The organism is Blastococcus sp. HT6-30, from assembly GCF_039729015.1.
Lineage (GTDB): Bacteria > Actinomycetota > Actinomycetes > Mycobacteriales > Geodermatophilaceae > Blastococcus.
In genome coordinates this window covers 3,227,004-3,241,656 of the sequence record NZ_CP155792.1, presented here as the reverse complement: position 1 = coordinate 3,241,656, position 14,653 = coordinate 3,227,004, and the positions used below count along the sequence as shown (strand labels likewise).

Below are 14,653 nucleotides of genomic sequence, written 5' to 3'. Positions count from 1 at the left end.
CGCCCCGGCGCCCGCCGGGCTCCCGGGCGCGACCGCTGTGGAGTGCCCCGTGATCCAGCCGCGGCCCCGGACCATCCCGGAGGCCACCGTCGCCCGACTGGCCGTGTACCTGCGGGTGCTCACCAGCTTCGCCGACGGCGGCCGGATCACCGTCTCCTCCGGTGACCTCGCGTCCGCGGCCGGCGTCAACCCTGCCGGGCTCCGCAAGGACCTGTCCCACCTCGGGTCCTGCGGGGTGCGCGGGGTCGGCTACGACGTGCGTGCCCTGCGCGAGCGGATCGCCCGGGTGCTCGGCGCCGAGCAGTCCCGCGCCTGCGTCCTCGTCGGCATCGGGAACCTCGGCACCGCGCTCGCGGACTACGCGGGCTTCGGCAGCCGGGGCTTCGAGTTCGTCGGCCTCTTCGACGCCGGGCCGGACCGGATCGGCCGGCGCATCGGCGGGCTGACCGTGCAGGACACGACCGACCTGGAGGCGACGGTGGCGGACACGCAGGCCTCCATCGGGGTCATCGCGACCCCGGCCGACGTCGCCCAGGGGATCTGCGACCGGCTCGCCGCGGCCGGGGTGAGGAGCATCCTGAACTTCGCGCCCGTGACGCTGACGGCCCCCGCGGGTGTCGACGTCCGCCAGGTCGACCTCTCCGTCGAGCTGCAGGTGCTGGCCTTCCTCGGCCAGCAGCGCACGACCGTGGGGGAGGAGTCCGCGTGAGCCTCCTCGCGGTGGGCGTGAGCCACCAGACCGCACCGGTCGCGCTGCTCGAGCAGTTCGCCATGGGCACCGACGAGCGGGTCAAGGCGCTGCACGAGCTCGTCGGCAGCGATCACGTCAGCGAAGCCATCGTGCTCGCCACGTGCAACCGCGTCGAGGTGTTCGCCGAGGTCGAGCGCTTCCACGGCGGCGTCACCGACGTCAGCCGGGTGCTGGCCCGGCAGGCCGGGGCGACGGTGGAGGAGCTGTCCCCGTACGTCACCGTGCACTACGAGGACCAGGCCGTCGCGCACCTGTTCACCGTGGCCGCGGGACTGGACTCGATGGTCGTCGGGGAGACCCAGGTGCTCGGGCAGCTGCGCGCGGCCTACGCGCTCGCCCGCGAGGAGGGGACGGTCGGCCGGGCCCTGCACCCGGTCGCGCAGCGTGCGCTGCGGGTGGGCAAGCGGGTGCACTCCGAGACCGGCATCGACCGCGCCGGCGCCTCGCTGGTCTCGGTCGCGCTGGACCGGGCCGAGGCCCGCATCGGCGATCTCGCCGGGCGCCCTGTGCTCGTCGTCGGCGCGGGCTCGATGGGCGCGCTGTCGGCCACCACGATGGCCCGCCGCGGCGCCGACGTCGTCGTCAGCAGCCGCACGGAGGCCTCCGCCGGCCGGCTGGCCGAGGCGGTGGGCGGGCGCCCCGCGCCGCTGGACCGCATGCCCGCGGAGCTGGCCGCCGCCGACGTCCTGCTCACCTGCACCGGCGCCACCGGGCTGGTCGTCACCACCGACGTCGTCGCCGCGGCGATGGCCGGCCGCGCCGACCGGCCGCTGGTCGTCATCGACCTGGCGCTGCCCCGCGACGTGGACCCGGGCGTGGCCGCCCTTCCCGGCGTGCACGTGGTCGACCTCGCCCTGCTGCAGGGCGAACGGCGCGACGGCGAGGCCTCGCCGGGTCCGGTCGCCGCCGACGACATCACCGCCGCGCGCGCCATGATCGAGGCCGAGACCGCGCTGCTGCGCACCGAGCGCAAGGCCGCCGAGGTCGGGCCGACGGTGTCCGCGCTGCGCAGCCAGGCCGCCGAGGTCGTCGACGCCGAGCTGCTCCGGCTCTCGGGCCGGCTGCCCGACCTCGATGCGCGTGCCCGGGCGGAGATCGCCCGCACCGTGCGCCGCGTCGTCGACAAGCTGCTGCACGAGCCGACCGTGCGGGTGAAGGAACTGGCCGCCACGCCGGGCGGCACGGACTACGCCGGTGCTCTCCGGGCGCTGTTCGGGCTGGGGATCGACGCCGACGTCACCCCCGGGGCCGGCCGGCTGGCCGACGCCGTCACCGTCGACCCCGACCGTCCGGGAGGCCCGGCATGACCGCCACCGACGCGCAGGCCACGGCTCCCACCGCCGCGGGCAGCGCCCTCCCGCTCCGGCTGGGCACCCGGGCCAGCGTCCTCGCCCGCACCCAGTCGCAGGCCGTCGCCGACGCCCTGACCGCCGCCACCGGCGTGCCGGTCGAACTCGTGCTGATCAGCACCGAGGGCGACCGCTCGCAGGCGACGATCGCCCAGATGGGCAGCACCGGGGTGTTCGTCGCGGCGATCCGCCGGGCGCTGCTCGCAGGCGACGTCGACCTGGCGGTGCACAGCTACAAGGACCTCCCCACGGCACCGGAGCCGGGCCTGAGCCTCGCGGCTGTCCCGCCGCGGGAGGACCCGCGCGACGCCCTCGTGGCCCGCGACGGGCTCACCCTCGGTGAGCTCCCGCCGGGCTCGCGGATCGGCACCGGCGCGCCGCGCCGGGTCGCCCAGCTGCGGGCGCTCGGGCTCGGCCTGGAGATCGTGCCGATCCGCGGCAACGTCGACACCCGGCTGAGCCGGGTGGCTGGCTCGACCGGCGGCCCTGGCGACCTGGACGCCGTCGTCCTGGCCCGCGCCGGGCTGAGCAGGATCGGCCGCGACGACCGGATCACCGAGACCCTCGACCCGCTGCAGGTGCTGCCGGCCCCCGCCCAGGGAGCCCTCGCCGTGGAGTGCCGTACCAGTGACGCCCGCACCCGGGAGCTGCTGGGCCGGCTCGAGGACACGTCGACCCGCGCCTGCGTGGTCGCCGAGCGGGCGACGCTGGCCGCGCTCGAGGCCGGCTGCAGCGCGCCGGTCGCCGCCTACGCGGAGGTCGCCGAGGGCGAGGCCGGCCCGGAGCTGTACCTGCGCGCCTCGGTCACCGCGCTCGACGGCAGCGACTCCGTGCGCGGGTCGTCGACCGGCCCGCTGGCCGCCGCGGCCGCGCTCGGCCGCAGCCTCGCCGCCGAGCTGCTCGACCGTGGTGCGGTCGAGCTGATGGCGGCCGGAGAGTGATCGGGCCCGCGAGGTCCCCGGCGCCACCCGCCACCGCACCCCACCCCCAGACCCCCCCAACGGCCCGGAACCGGGCCATGACAGACGCCCGGGACTCCCGGGCCAGGATCAGGAGCACGCGATGACGCGCTTCCGCAAGACCGCAGGCCAGTCCGGCCGGGTCGTGTTCGTCGGCGCCGGCCCGGGCGATCCGGGCATGCTCACCGCCCGCGCCACCGCGGCGCTGGGCGAGGCGGCGGTGGTCCTCGTCGACCCCGACGTCCCGCCCGCCGTCCAGGACGCCGTCCGCGAGGCCAACGCCGGGACCGAGCTCACCCCGGTGTCCGGCGAGCCCGCCGACGTCGCCAGGGGCGCCGTCGCCGCGGCCAAGAACGGCTCGGTGGTCGTCCGGCTGGTCGCCGGTGACCCGTACACCTCCGACGACGTGGTCAAGGAGGTGCTCACCGTCGGCCGCACCTCGGTGCCCTTCGACGTGGTGCCCGGCGTCGCCACCGCCACCGCCGTCCCCGCCTTCGCCGGCGTGGCCCTGGGCAGCACCGCGGTGACCGCCGACCTGCGCAGCGGCGTCGACGTCACCGCGCTGGCCGGCGCGGCCACTGCGGCCGGCGGCACGCTGGTCCTGCAGGGGACCGCCGACGAGCTCCCCGACGCCGCCGTGCGGCTGGTCGAGGGCGGGCTGTCCGGCAGCACGCCGGTCGTGGTCACGACCGGTGGCTCCGGGACCGGCCAGAAGAGCATCGTCACCAAGCTCGCGGCCGTCGCGGAGAAGACCGCCGGCCTCGACCCGCTCAGCGGGCGGGTCGTGGCCACCATCGGCACCGCCGTCGACAAGCGCGCCCGCATGTCCTGGTGGGAGAGCCGCCCGCTGTTCGGCTGGCGCGTGCTCGTGCCGCGCACCAAGGACCAGGCCGGCGAGATGAGCGACCGGCTGCGCGCCTACGGCGCGGTGCCGGTCGAGGTGCCGACGATCGCCGTCGAGCCGCCGCGCAGCCCCGCCCAGATGGACCGCGCCATCAAGGGCCTGGTCACCGGCCGCTACGGCTGGATCGTGTTCACCTCCGTGAACGCGGTGAAGGCGGTCCGCGAGAAGTTCGCCGAGCTGGGCCTCGACGCCCGGGCGTTCGCCGGGGTCAAGGTCGCCTGCGTCGGCGAGCAGACCGCCGAGGCCGTGCGCGACTTCGGCATCCAGCCGGAGCTGGTGCCCACCGGCGAGCAGTCCAGCCAGGGCCTGCTGGCCGACTTCCCGCCCTACGACGACGTCTTCGACCCGATCGACCGCGTCCTCCTGCCGCGCGCCGACATCGCGACCGAGACCCTGGCCGCCGGCCTGGTCGAGCGGGGCTGGGAGATCGACGACGTCACCGCCTACCGGACCGTGCGCGCCGCGCCGCCGGCCGCATCGGTGCGCGAGGCGATCAAGGGCGGCGGCTTCGACGCCGTCTGCTTCACCTCCTCGAGCACCGTGCGGAACCTGGTCGGCATCGCCGGCAAGCCGCACGCCAAGACCGTGGTCGCGGTGATCGGCCCGGCGACGGCGGCCAGCGCCCAGGAGTTCGGCCTGCGCGTGGACGTCCAGCCCGAGAGCGCCGCGGTCGCGCCGCTGGTCGACGCGCTCGCCGAGTACGCCCTGTCACTGCGCGAGGCGGAGGACGGCGAGGGCAAGTGACCGTCACGGGGGGTGCCAACCCGGGATTCGCGCGCGGGCGCCGGCTGCGGTCGACGCCGGCGCTGCGGCGGCTGACCGCGCAGACCCGGCTGGCCCCGGCCGACCTGGTGCTGCCGGTCTTCGTCAAGGAGGGCATCGACGAACCGGTCGCCATCAGCTCGATGCCCGGCGTCGTCCAGCACACGCCCGACTCGCTGCGGAAGGCCGCGCAGGAGGCCGCCGAGGCGGGCATCGGCGGGCTGATGCTCTTCGGCATCCCGTCGGAGAAGGACGCCGTCGGCTCCCAGGCCGACGCCGCCGACGGCATCGTGAACGTGGCGCTGCAGCAGCTGCGGTCGGACCTGGGCGACGAGCTGGTCCTGATGGCCGACCTGTGCCTGTGCGAGTACACCGACCACGGCCACTGCGGCGTCGTCACCCCGGCCGGGGTCGTGGACAACGACCCCACGCTGGACCGGTACGCCGCCGTGGCGATCGCCCAGGCGCAGGCCGGCGCCCACCTGGTCGCGCCCAGCGGGATGATGGACGGCCAGGTGGCGGCCATCCGCGCCGGGCTGGACAGCACCGCCTTCACCGAGGTGCCGATCCTCGCCTACGCGGCCAAGTACGCCTCGGGCTTCTACGGCCCGTTCCGCGAGGCGGCCGAGGGGGCGCCGCAGTTCGGCGACCGGTCGACGTACCAGATGGACCCGCCCAACACCGACGAGGCGCTGCGGGAGGTCGCGCAGGACCTGGCCGAGGGTGCCGACGCGGTGATGGTCAAGCCGGCGCTGGCCTACCTGGACATCATCGCCCGGGTCGCCGACGCGGTGCAGGTGCCGGTGAGCGCCTATCAGGTCAGCGGCGAGTACGCGATGGTCGAGGCGGCGGCCGCCAACGGCTGGGTGGACCGGGAGCGGGCGATCCTCGAGACGCTGATCGCCATCCGCCGGGCCGGTGCCGGTCAGGTGCTCACCTACTGGGCGGTCGAGGCCGCGCGGCTCGTCGCGCGCTGACCGGCCCGGGTGGGGGACAGCACGGTGGACCCGTACGTCGAGCCCGGGGGCTCCTGGCGGCCGCTCTGGGCGGTCACCGGGGTCCTCGGGCTCTTCCTCGTCTGGGACCTCGTGCTGCCCGGGCCCGACGTGCCCCCGCTGCTGTGGCTGGTGGCGCTGATCGCGGTGCCGGGCACGGTCGCGCTGGGCTGCCTGTCGGCCCGGCGGGTCTGGACGCTGCGGGTCGACGACGACGGGCTGGCGGTGGGGCGGGAGCAGGTGCCGCTCCGCGACGTCGACGCCGCCGCCCTCCGCGACGCCGACCGGGGCGTGGACGCCGGGGCACCGGTGCTGGGCGGGGCCTGGTCGCTGCCCCGCGGCCGGACCGGCCTCCCGCTCCGCCTGACCGACGGGCGCACCGCGCTGGTGCCCACCCGCGATCCCGCCGCGCTGCGCGCCGCGCTGCTGGCCGGTGTGGCTGACGCCTCCGACCGGTCTCCGGGAACAGAGGGGACACTGGGCACGTGACCTCGCCGGACAGCTCGCCCTACACCTACGAGGCGCCGGTCTCGGCCGGCCTCTTCGCCCGCGGGCAGGAGATCACCCCGGGCGGGGTGAACTCGCCGGTCCGCGCCTTCCGCGCCGTCGGCGGCACCCCGCGGTTCATGGTGGAGGGCTCCGGCCCGTGGATCACCGACGCCGACGGCCGCCGCTACGTCGACCTGGTGAGCTCCTGGGGCCCGATGATCCTGGGGCACGCGCACCCCGCCGTCGTCGACGCGGTGGCCACCGCCGCCCGCCGGGGGCTGTCCTTCGGTGCGCCCACCGACGGCGAGCTCGACCTGGCCGAGGAGATCCGCGACCGGATGCCGCCCGTGCAGCGCGTGCGGCTGGTCAACTCCGGCACCGAGGCGGTGCTCTCGGCCGTCCGGCTGGCGCGCGGCGCCACCGGCCGCCCGCTGCTGGTCAAGTTCGCGGGCAACTACCACGGCCACGTCGACGCGCTGCTGGCCTCGGCCGGCTCCGGGGTCGCCACGCTCGGGCTGCCCGACACCCCCGGCGTCACGAGCGGGGCCGCCGCCGACACGATCGTGCTGCCCTACAACGACGTCGCCGCCGTCGAGGCCGTCTTCGCCGAGCGCGGGACGGACATCGCCGCGGTCATCAGCGAGGCCGCCGCCGGCAACATGGGCGTCGTCCCGCCGCTGGACGGCTTCAACGCCGAGCTGCGCCGGATCACCGCCGCCCACGGGGCGCTGCTGATCCTCGACGAGGTCATGACGGGGTTCCGGGTGTCGCGCTCGGGCTGGTACGGCATCGACCCGGTCGACGCCGACCTGTTCACCTTCGGCAAGGTCATGGGCGGTGGGCTGCCCGCCGCCGCGTTCGGCGGCCGCGCCGACCTCATGGACCACCTCGCGCCGAGCGGGCCGGTCTACCAGGCCGGCACGCTGTCGGGGAACCCGGTCGCGGTCGCCGCCGGGCTGACCACGCTGCGGCACTGCACCGACGAGGTCTACGCGCACTGCGACGAGGTCTCCGCGGTGCTGCGGGGCGCCGCCAGCGCCGCGCTCTTCGCCGAGGGCGTGCCGCACCGGGTGCAGCAGGCCGGGAGCATGTTCTCGATCTTCTTCGTGCCCGACGAGCGCCAGGTGCGCGACTACGACGACGCCCGCACCCAGGACGTCGAGCGCTACACCGCGTTCTTCCACGCCTTGCTCGCCCGCGGGGTGTACCTGCCGCCCTCGGCGTTCGAGGCGTGGTTCGTCAACGCCCAGCTCGCCGGCGAGGCCCTCGACCGGGTCCTCGAGGCGCTCCCGGCCGCGGCGCGGGCCGCCGCCGAGGTCGAGACCCACCGCACCGGCGCGCTGGACAGCGAGCGGTCCTCATGAGCGAGACGACCGTCGTCCACCTGCTGCGGCACGGCGAGGTGCACAACCCCGCCGGCGTGCTCTACGGCCGGCTGCCCGGGTTCCGGCTGTCCACGGCCGGTGAGGCCATGGCCCGTCGCGCCGCGGACTGGTTCACCGGGCACGACGTCACCCACCTGGTGTCCAGCCCCCTGGAGCGGGCGCAGCAGACCGTGCGCCCGCTCGCCGAGGCGACCGGGCTGGAGGTCCACATCGACGAGCGGATCATCGAGGCGGGCAACGCCTTCGAGGGCCGGGTCGTCGGCGCCGGGGGCGGGGTCTTCCGGGCCCCGCGCAACTGGTGGAAGCTGCGCAACCCGTTCCAGCCCTCCTGGGGCGAGCCGTACGTGGAGATCGCGGCACGGATGCTCGCCGCGGTCGAGGCCGCGCGCGACGCCGCGCGGGGGCACGAGGCCGTGCTGGTCAGCCACCAGCTGCCCATCTGGACGACCCGGCTGCACGTGGAGGGCCGTCGGTTCGTCCACGACCCGCGCCGTCGGCAGTGCTCGCTGGCCAGCGTCACGTCCCTGACCTACGACGGCGACCGGCTCGCGGGCGTCTCCTACGCCGAGCCGGCCGGCGCCACCGGTCCCGATGCGGTGCCGGGCGCATGACCACCCCACGGGAACGCTCCGCCGGCGCTCCACGTCTCCGCAGGCGCATGAGGCGGCTGCTCACGGCGGTCCTGGCGGCTGCGCTGCTCACCGGGTGCAGCACCGGCACCGACGCGGTGGACGTGAACAACGGCGGCGAGTTCCGGTTCGTCGCCGGCACGCCGCGCGGTGAGGTGATCCCCCCGGGCGAGCGGGCCTCGGCGCCGGAGTTCTCCGGCACGCTGCTCGGTGGCGGGGAGTTCTCCTCGGCCGAGCTCGCCGGCGACGTCGCGGTGCTCAACTTCTGGGGTTCCTGGTGCGGCCCCTGCCGCGTGGAGACGCCGGCGTTCCAGGAGGTCTACGCCGACGTGCGGGACGAGGGCGTGCAGTTCCTCGGGCTGAACGTGAAGGAGACCAGCGATCAGTTCGCGCTGGCCTTCGTCGAGCGCTTCGGCATCGAGTTCCCCTCGGTCTACGACCCGCGCGGCGAGGTGGCCCTGGCCTTCCGCGACTACCCGGCCACGGCGGTCCCGTCGACCATCGTGCTGGACCGGGAGGGCCGCGTGGCCGCCGTCTTCACCGCCGAGGTGTCGCAGGAGGACCTGCGCAGCACCCTCGACCTGCTGCTGGCGGAGGAGGCCTGACCATGGGGGAGACGTTCGCCGGCCTGGTCACCGACGGCCCGATGCTCGTGGCGGCGGGCGTCGCCGCGCTGGTCGGGCTGATCAGCTTCGCCTCGCCCTGCGTGCTGCCCCTGGTGCCCGGCTACCTGTCCTACGTCACCGGGCTGGTCGGCAGCGGCACCCGTGCTCCGGCGCCCGCCGCTCCTGCCGCGGGCGGAACGGCCGCCGGCGCCACCGCCACCGCCACCGCGGTGCGCCCGCCGGCCGACGAGCGCGCCCCCCGCGGCCGGATGGTGCTCGGCGCGCTGCTCTTCGTGCTGGGCTTCAGCGCGGTGTTCATCGCCTTCGCGACGGCCTTCGGCGGCCTGGGCCGGCTCGTCCTCCAGTACGCCCGCACCGTGGACGTCGTCTTCGGGCTGATCACCGTGGTCGTCGGGCTGGCCTTCCTCGGCTGGCTCCCGCTGCTGCAGCGCACCAGGAAGCTGTCGGTCCGCCCCGCGGGGGGGCTGGCCGGCGCCCCGCTGCTCGGCGTCGTCTTCGGTGTGGGCTGGACGCCGTGCCTCGGCCCCACGCTCGGCGCCGTCTACTCGCTGGCCGTCAGCGAGGCCTCGGCCGGGCGGGGCGCGGTCCTGGGCGTCGCGTACTGCCTCGGCCTCGGCGTGCCCTTCGTGCTGGTCGCGCTCGGCGCCCGGTGGGCGGTGGGGGCCACCACGTTCCTGCGCCGGCACGCCGCGGCGGTGACCCGGATCGGCGGTGTCGTCCTGGTCGTCATCGGGTTGCTCCTGCTCACCGGCGCCTGGACCGAGATGATGAGCTGGCTGCGGTCCTGGCTCGCCGCGAACGGGCTCGCGGAGACCTCGCTGTGAGCGTCGAGGCACCCCCGCGGCCGGCGAGACCCGTCCCGCCGGCCGGCCCGTCCGCGGGCCGCCGGGTGGGCGGGCTGCTGCTGCGCTGGTGGCGGCGGCTGACCGCGATGCGGACCGCGATCGTCCTGCTGTTCCTGCTGGCCCTGGCGGCGGTGCCGGGTTCCCTGCTGCCGCAGCGCTCGCTGTCGCAGAACAACGTGAACCAGTACTTCGCCGACCACCCCGACCTCGCGCCGGTGCTCGACCGGCTGTACCTGTTCGACGTCTTCAGCTCGCCGTGGTTCGCCGCGGTGTACCTGCTGCTGTTCCTCTCGCTGATCGGCTGCGTGATCCCGCGGGCCCTGGAGCACGCCCGGGCGCTGCGCACCCCACCGCCGCCCGTGCCGCGCAACCTGCTCCGGCTGCCCGACTCCGGCGAGCTGCGCAGCCCGCTGGAGGAGCTGGCCGCCCTCGACGCCGTCGAGGAGGAGCTGCGGGTGCGGCGCTACCGCGTCGTGCGCCGCGACGGCGCCCGCGGCCCCGAGCTGTCGGCGGAGAAGGGGCACCTGAAGGAGACCGGCAACCTGGTCTTCCACCTGTCCCTGCTGGCGCTGCTGCTCGGCCTCGCCGGCGGGAAGTTGTGGGGCTACGAGGGCAGCATCCTGGTCACCGAGGGCCAGGGCTTCTGCAACTCGTTCCAGCAGTACGACACCTATTCCTCTGGCCCGCTGGTCGACAGCGGAGACCTCAGCGCGCTCTGCGTGGACCTCGAGCAGTTCCGGGCCGAGTACGAGGAGAACCTCACCGCGGCGTCGTTCACCGCCGACATCCGCTACGGCGAGCCGTCCGCCGAGGGGCGGCCGACCACCATCGGCGTCAACGACCCCCTGCGGATCGACGGCGACCGGGTCTACGTCACCGGCCACGGGTTCAGCCCGACGTTCACCGTCAGCGTCCCCGACGGCACCACGTTCTCCGACCTGACCGTGCCGTTCCTGCCCACCGACCCCACGTCGATGGCCAGCGAGGGCGCGCTGAAGCTCCCCGACATCCCCGGGCGGGAGGAGCAGCTGGCGCTGGAGGGCTTCTTCGCCCCCACGGGGCTGGTGCAGGGCGGTGTGCTGACGTCGGTCGACCCGCGGCCGCTGGCCCCGCAGGTCGCCGTCGTCGCCTACTCCGGCTACCTGGGCCTGGACTCGGGCCTGCCGCAGTCGGTGTACTCCCTGGACGCGAGCCAGATCGAGCGCGGCCGGCTCAGCGAGGTCGGCTCGGCGAACCTGTCGGTGGGCGAGTCCCTGGACCTGCCCGACGGCACCCGCATCACCTTCAGCGGGGTGAAGGAGTTCGCCGCTCTGCAGTTCTCCCACGACCCCGGCCAGATCTGGGTGCTGGGCTCGGCGATCACCCTGCTCGCCGGCCTGCTGGGCATGCTGCTGCTGCGCCGGGAGCGGGTCTTCGCCCGGGCCGGGCCCGCCCGTGATGGCGGCGGTACCGTGCTGACGCTGGCCTCGCTGACGCGCGGCGGCGAGAACGGCTCCCGGTTCGCCACGCTGTCCGACGACCTGCGGGACGCGCTGAGCGCCGCACCCGCCCGCACCGCATTCGAACCGGAGGTCCCCCCGCGTGACTGACTCCTCGCTGGCCGAGCTGTCCGACAACCTCTTCTCCGTCAGCGTCGCGCTCTACTCCGTCGCGCTGCTCGCCTTCTGCGCGCAGCTGGCCTTCGGTCGGCGCACCCAGCGCAGCCGCGAGCTGGCCGGTGTCGGCGGCGGGCCGGTGCCCCCCGCGGCCCCCGCCGTCCCGGCCGGGCACGACGCGCCGGAGACGGCCTGGGGCACCCGCTGGGGCCTCCTGGGCATGGCGCTGACCGCGCTCGGCGCGCTCGCCCACGCCGGCGTCCTCGTTGCCCGCGGCATGGCCACCGACCGGCTGCCGTGGGGCAACATGTACGAGTTCGCCACGGCCGTCGTGCTGGTCGCCGTGGTCGCCTACTTCGTGCTGGCCGTGCGGCAGCCCTCGCTGCGGCACATCGGCGTCTTCGTGCTCGGCCCGGTGATCCTGGCGATGGTCGGGATCGGGCTGTTCCTCTACACCGAGGCCGGGCCCCTGGTCGCCGCCCTCCGGTCGAGCTGGCTGGGCATCCACGTGAGCAGCGCGATCCTGGGGTCGGGCATCTTCCTGGTGAGCGGCATCGCCAGCGCGCTCTACCTCGTGCGCACCCGCCGCGACGCCGGGGCTGGCGGCACCGGCGGGGGCCTCATCGACCGGCTGCCGTCCGCCGCGGGGCTGGACCGGGTGGCGCACCGCACGGCCGTCTTCGGTTTCCCGATCTACACCTTCGCCATGATCGCCGGCGCCATCTGGGCGGAGAGCGCCTGGGGCCGGTTCTGGGGCTGGGACCCCAAGGAGACCTGGATGTTCATCTCCTGGGTCGTCTACGCCGGCTACCTGCACGCCCGGACGACGGCGGGGTGGCGGGGCCGCCCGGCGGCCTTGGTCAACGTGATCGGGCTGGCGGTCGTGCTGTTCAACCTGCTCTACGTGAACATGGTCTCGACCGGGCTGCACAGCTACGGCGGGCTGGACTGAGCGATCGGTCACCGCCCCCCGTCCGGGGCACCATGCGGCGCGGGGCGGTGACCGATCTGCGTCCGCGTGCTTCCATGCACCCATGGAGCTGACCAGCAGCGCACGGGCCCGTCAGGAGGCGCGGCGTGGGTAGGCACGCGGCGGCTGACGAGGCTCCGTCGCATCCGCTCGTGGCGGCCGCGCTCGCCGGCCGGGAGGCCGACGGCCCCGGCGCGCACCGCGGGAGCCCGCGGGGCACCGTGGAGGAGGGCGACCTGGGTTGGCCGGGCGGCCCGACCCGCCAGGGTGGCGGCGGCCTCGGCTGGCCCGGGGACGCCGACGGCGGCGCGCCGGACGCCGAGCCGGCCGAGGGCACGGCTGACGCGCCCCCGCGCCGCGGGTGGCGCCGACTGTTCGGCGCGCCGGCGGCCTGAGGAGGACGTCGTCCCCACCCCTCGCAGGCTCGGGGCCGGCCCCGGTGGGGCCGGCGGAGCACTACGTGGGGGAGCCGTCGTCCCGCCGCGCCCGGCGCTCGAGCTCGCGCAGGAACTCCGGGTCGTCGTCCGGGGCGACGAAGCGCACCGGGCCACGAGGCTTCTGCGGACGGCGCGCCGGTCGGGCACGACCCTCCGGGTCGGCGTTCGCCGCGGCGCGGACCACCAGGCCCACGACCACCACTGCCATCACGAGAACCACCAGGAACAACACGGGCCCACCCCCTCGTCGGCACCCAGCGTACGTCCGCGGCGATACTCGGTGCCGAGAATCGGGCGATCCCCGTGCGGGGCAGGACGGAGAACCACCATCGACGCCGTGGACCGGCAGCTCATCGACCTGCTGCGCGCCAACGGCCGGGCCAGCTACGCCGAGCTGGCCCGGCAGGTGGGCCTGTCCTCGCCGGCCGTGCACGAGCGGGTGGGCAAGCTCGAGGCCGCCGGCGTGATCACCGGGTACCGCGCCGTCGTCGACCCCCCGGCGGTGGGCCTGCACGTCACCGCGCTGGTGAGCGTGATCGAGAGCGACCCGGTGGACGACACCGGCATCGAGGCCGGCCTGCGCGAGATCCCCGAGGTGGAGGACTGCTGGCGGGTCGCCGGCAGCGAGGGCTACGTGCTGAAGGTGCGCGTGACCGACATCCCGGCACTCGAAGCGGCCATCGATGCGTTGAACCGGATCAGAGGGGTCGCACGCACGAGGACGACGGTCGTTCTCTCGACCAAGTGGGAGGGCCGTCATGGCTGAGCACAACCCGACCGCCGGCGCACCGGTGAGCCCCGCGGGGGGCACCGCGACGCCGCCGAAGGTCCTGCCGTGGCTGGTGATCTACACGGTCGGCCGGTTCGCGATCGCCGCGGCGCTGGTGCTGGTCCTCTGGTGGGCGGGCCTGGGCAGCTTCCCCGGGCTGCTCTTCGGCCTGCTGCTGTCGATGCCGGTGTCCTACCTGCTGCTGCGCCCGTCGCGCGAGCGGCTGACCGAGGCCCTCGCGGCCCGCAGCGTCGCCCGGCGCGCGGCCAAGGAGGACCTGCGCGACCGGCTGAGCGGCGGCGGCGCGCAGTAGCCGCTCAGGAGAGGGCGAGCCCCGCGCCGAGCAGCACGCCGGTGACGAGGGTGAGCAGCCCGGTGGCCTGGAGCACCGCGACGAGCGCGGGGCCGCGGCCACCGGCGAGCACCGTGCGGATCGGGGACAGCGCCAGCGGCGCGGCGGCCAGGCCGAGCAGCGCCCACGGCCGGGGGACGCCGATGGCGGCGATCACCAGGAACGGCACCACCAGGAGGGCCGCGAAGGCGAGCCGGGTGGTGCGGTCGCCGAGCAGCACCGCCAGGGTGCGCTTGCCCACCCGCCCGTCGCCCTCGATGTCGCGCAGGTTGTTGACCACGAGGATCGCCACGACGAGCAGCCCGATCGGCACGGAGGCCGCGAACGCCAGCCCCGGCAGCGTGCCGGTCTGCACGAACGTCGTCCCGACGACGGCGACCAGCCCGAAGAACACGAAGACGAAGACCTCACCGAGGGCCCGGTAGCCGTACGGCAGCGGGCCGCCGGTGTACGTCCACGCGGCGGCGATGCAGACGGCGCCGACCGCGACCAGCCACCAGCTCGACAGCGCCGCCAGCGCCAGCCCGGCGACCCCGGCGACGGCGAAGGACAGCAGCGCCGCCGTCAGCACCTGCCGCGGCGTGGCCGCGCCCGAGCCGACCAGCCGCATGGGGCCGACGCGGTCGGCGTCGGTGCCGCGCCGGCCGTCGGAGTAGTCGTTGGCGTAGTTGACCGCGACCTGCAGCGCGAGCGCGACGAGCAGGGCCAGCAGCGCCGGCCCGGGCCGGAACCCGTCGAGGGCCGCGGCGGCCCCGGTCCCGACGAGCACGGGGGCGAGCGCCGCGGGCAGCGTGCGCGGGCGGGCGCCGGCCAGCCACTGGGCGGGGGTGGCCATG

General features: G+C 75.6%; 17 protein-coding genes. 15 read left to right on the top strand and 2 right to left on the bottom strand.

Features of this window, described 5'->3' with window-relative positions; translation table 11 throughout:
- Positions 1–49 precede the first annotated feature (49 nt).
- The 13 genes from ABC795_RS15675 (at position 50) to ABC795_RS15615 (ending at position 12,654) form a co-directional block, all read left to right on the top strand.
- Positions 50–709, top strand: a complete 660-nt coding sequence (locus ABC795_RS15675) for a redox-sensing transcriptional repressor Rex (RefSeq protein ID WP_347058093.1) — start codon at positions 50–52, stop codon at positions 707–709.
- Positions 706–2,058 carry a glutamyl-tRNA reductase gene (locus ABC795_RS15670; RefSeq protein WP_347058092.1) on the top strand — a complete coding sequence of 451 codons (1,353 nt, stop codon included), beginning with the start codon at positions 706–708 and terminating at the stop codon, positions 2,056–2,058. The genes ABC795_RS15675 and ABC795_RS15670 overlap by 4 nt, the downstream gene beginning before the upstream one ends.
- On the top strand, positions 2,055–3,041 hold the full coding sequence (gene hemC, locus ABC795_RS15665; RefSeq protein ID WP_347058091.1) for a hydroxymethylbilane synthase: 987 nt from the start codon (positions 2,055–2,057) through the stop codon (positions 3,039–3,041). Before ABC795_RS15670 ends, hemC begins: the two co-directional genes overlap by 4 nt.
- Positions 3,042–3,162: 121 nt before the next feature.
- Positions 3,163–4,707, top strand: coding sequence for a uroporphyrinogen-III synthase (locus ABC795_RS15660; RefSeq protein WP_347058090.1), 1,545 nt, complete (start codon positions 3,163–3,165; stop codon positions 4,705–4,707).
- Entirely contained in the window at positions 4,704–5,702 is a 999-nt protein-coding gene (gene hemB / locus ABC795_RS15655) for a porphobilinogen synthase (RefSeq protein WP_347058089.1), read from the top strand. Before ABC795_RS15660 ends, hemB begins: the two co-directional genes overlap by 4 nt.
- Positions 5,703–5,726: 24 nt before the next feature.
- Entirely contained in the window at positions 5,727–6,209 is a 483-nt protein-coding gene (locus tag ABC795_RS15650) for a hypothetical protein (protein ID WP_347058088.1), read from the top strand.
- Positions 6,206–7,573 (top strand): glutamate-1-semialdehyde 2,1-aminomutase, encoded by a 1,368-nt coding sequence (gene hemL, locus ABC795_RS15645; RefSeq protein WP_347058087.1) that lies wholly within the window; start codon positions 6,206–6,208, stop codon positions 7,571–7,573. The genes ABC795_RS15650 and hemL overlap by 4 nt, the downstream gene beginning before the upstream one ends.
- On the top strand, positions 7,570–8,205 hold the full coding sequence (locus ABC795_RS15640; protein ID WP_347058086.1) for a histidine phosphatase family protein: 636 nt from the start codon (positions 7,570–7,572) through the stop codon (positions 8,203–8,205). Before hemL ends, ABC795_RS15640 begins: the two co-directional genes overlap by 4 nt.
- Positions 8,206–8,252: 47 nt before the next feature.
- A complete protein-coding gene (locus ABC795_RS15635; protein WP_347058085.1) occupies positions 8,253–8,828 on the top strand; it encodes a TlpA disulfide reductase family protein in 576 nt (191 codons plus the stop codon).
- 2 nt (positions 8,829–8,830) lie between these two features.
- Entirely contained in the window at positions 8,831–9,673 is an 843-nt protein-coding gene (locus ABC795_RS15630) for a cytochrome c biogenesis protein CcdA (protein ID WP_347058084.1), read from the top strand.
- Positions 9,670–11,283: a cytochrome c biogenesis protein ResB gene (locus tag ABC795_RS15625; RefSeq protein ID WP_347058083.1), complete on the top strand. Its 1,614-nt coding sequence runs from the start codon at positions 9,670–9,672 to the stop codon at positions 11,281–11,283. Before ABC795_RS15630 ends, ABC795_RS15625 begins: the two co-directional genes overlap by 4 nt.
- A complete protein-coding gene (ccsB, locus tag ABC795_RS15620) occupies positions 11,276–12,241 on the top strand; it encodes a c-type cytochrome biogenesis protein CcsB (RefSeq protein WP_347058082.1) in 966 nt (321 codons plus the stop codon). Before ABC795_RS15625 ends, ccsB begins: the two co-directional genes overlap by 8 nt.
- A 170-nt stretch (positions 12,242–12,411) precedes the next feature.
- Positions 12,412–12,654, top strand: coding sequence for a hypothetical protein (locus ABC795_RS15615; RefSeq protein ID WP_347058081.1), 243 nt, complete (start codon positions 12,412–12,414; stop codon positions 12,652–12,654).
- A 61-nt stretch (positions 12,655–12,715) separates the two neighbouring features.
- On the opposite strand, the gene ABC795_RS15610 is transcribed toward ABC795_RS15615, so the two are convergent.
- Positions 12,716–12,928, bottom strand: coding sequence for a hypothetical protein (locus tag ABC795_RS15610; RefSeq protein ID WP_347058080.1), 213 nt, complete (start codon positions 12,926–12,928; stop codon positions 12,716–12,718).
- A 96-nt stretch (positions 12,929–13,024) separates the two neighbouring features.
- On the opposite strand from ABC795_RS15610, the gene ABC795_RS15605 reads away from it, so the two are divergent.
- Positions 13,025–13,462, top strand: coding sequence for an Lrp/AsnC family transcriptional regulator (locus tag ABC795_RS15605; protein ID WP_347060738.1), 438 nt, complete (start codon positions 13,025–13,027; stop codon positions 13,460–13,462).
- Positions 13,455–13,778 (top strand): DUF4229 domain-containing protein, encoded by a 324-nt coding sequence (locus ABC795_RS15600; RefSeq protein ID WP_347058079.1) that lies wholly within the window; start codon positions 13,455–13,457, stop codon positions 13,776–13,778. The genes ABC795_RS15605 and ABC795_RS15600 overlap by 8 nt, the downstream gene beginning before the upstream one ends.
- A gap of 4 nt (positions 13,779–13,782) precedes the next feature.
- Here the strand turns inward: ABC795_RS15600 and ABC795_RS15595 are convergent, their stop codons facing one another.
- Positions 13,783–14,652, bottom strand: coding sequence for a 1,4-dihydroxy-2-naphthoate polyprenyltransferase (locus ABC795_RS15595; protein WP_347058078.1), 870 nt, complete (start codon positions 14,650–14,652; stop codon positions 13,783–13,785).
- Position 14,653 lies beyond the last annotated feature (1 nt).

Coding starts and splice junctions, on each gene's coding strand:
- hemC (WP_347058091.1), top strand. CDS start 2,055: ATGACCGCCACCGACGCGCAGGCCACGGCTCCCACCGCCGCGGGCAGC.
- ABC795_RS15660 (WP_347058090.1), top strand. CDS start 3,163: ATGACGCGCTTCCGCAAGACCGCAGGCCAGTCCGGCCGGGTCGTGTTC.
- ABC795_RS15640 (WP_347058086.1), top strand. CDS start 7,570: ATGAGCGAGACGACCGTCGTCCACCTGCTGCGGCACGGCGAGGTGCAC.
- ABC795_RS15635 (WP_347058085.1), top strand. CDS start 8,253: ATGAGGCGGCTGCTCACGGCGGTCCTGGCGGCTGCGCTGCTCACCGGG.
- ABC795_RS15630 (WP_347058084.1), top strand. CDS start 8,831: ATGGGGGAGACGTTCGCCGGCCTGGTCACCGACGGCCCGATGCTCGTG.
- ABC795_RS15600 (WP_347058079.1), top strand. CDS start 13,455: ATGGCTGAGCACAACCCGACCGCCGGCGCACCGGTGAGCCCCGCGGGG.
- ABC795_RS15595 (WP_347058078.1), bottom strand. CDS start 14,652: ATGGCCACCCCCGCCCAGTGGCTGGCCGGCGCCCGCCCGCGCACGCTG.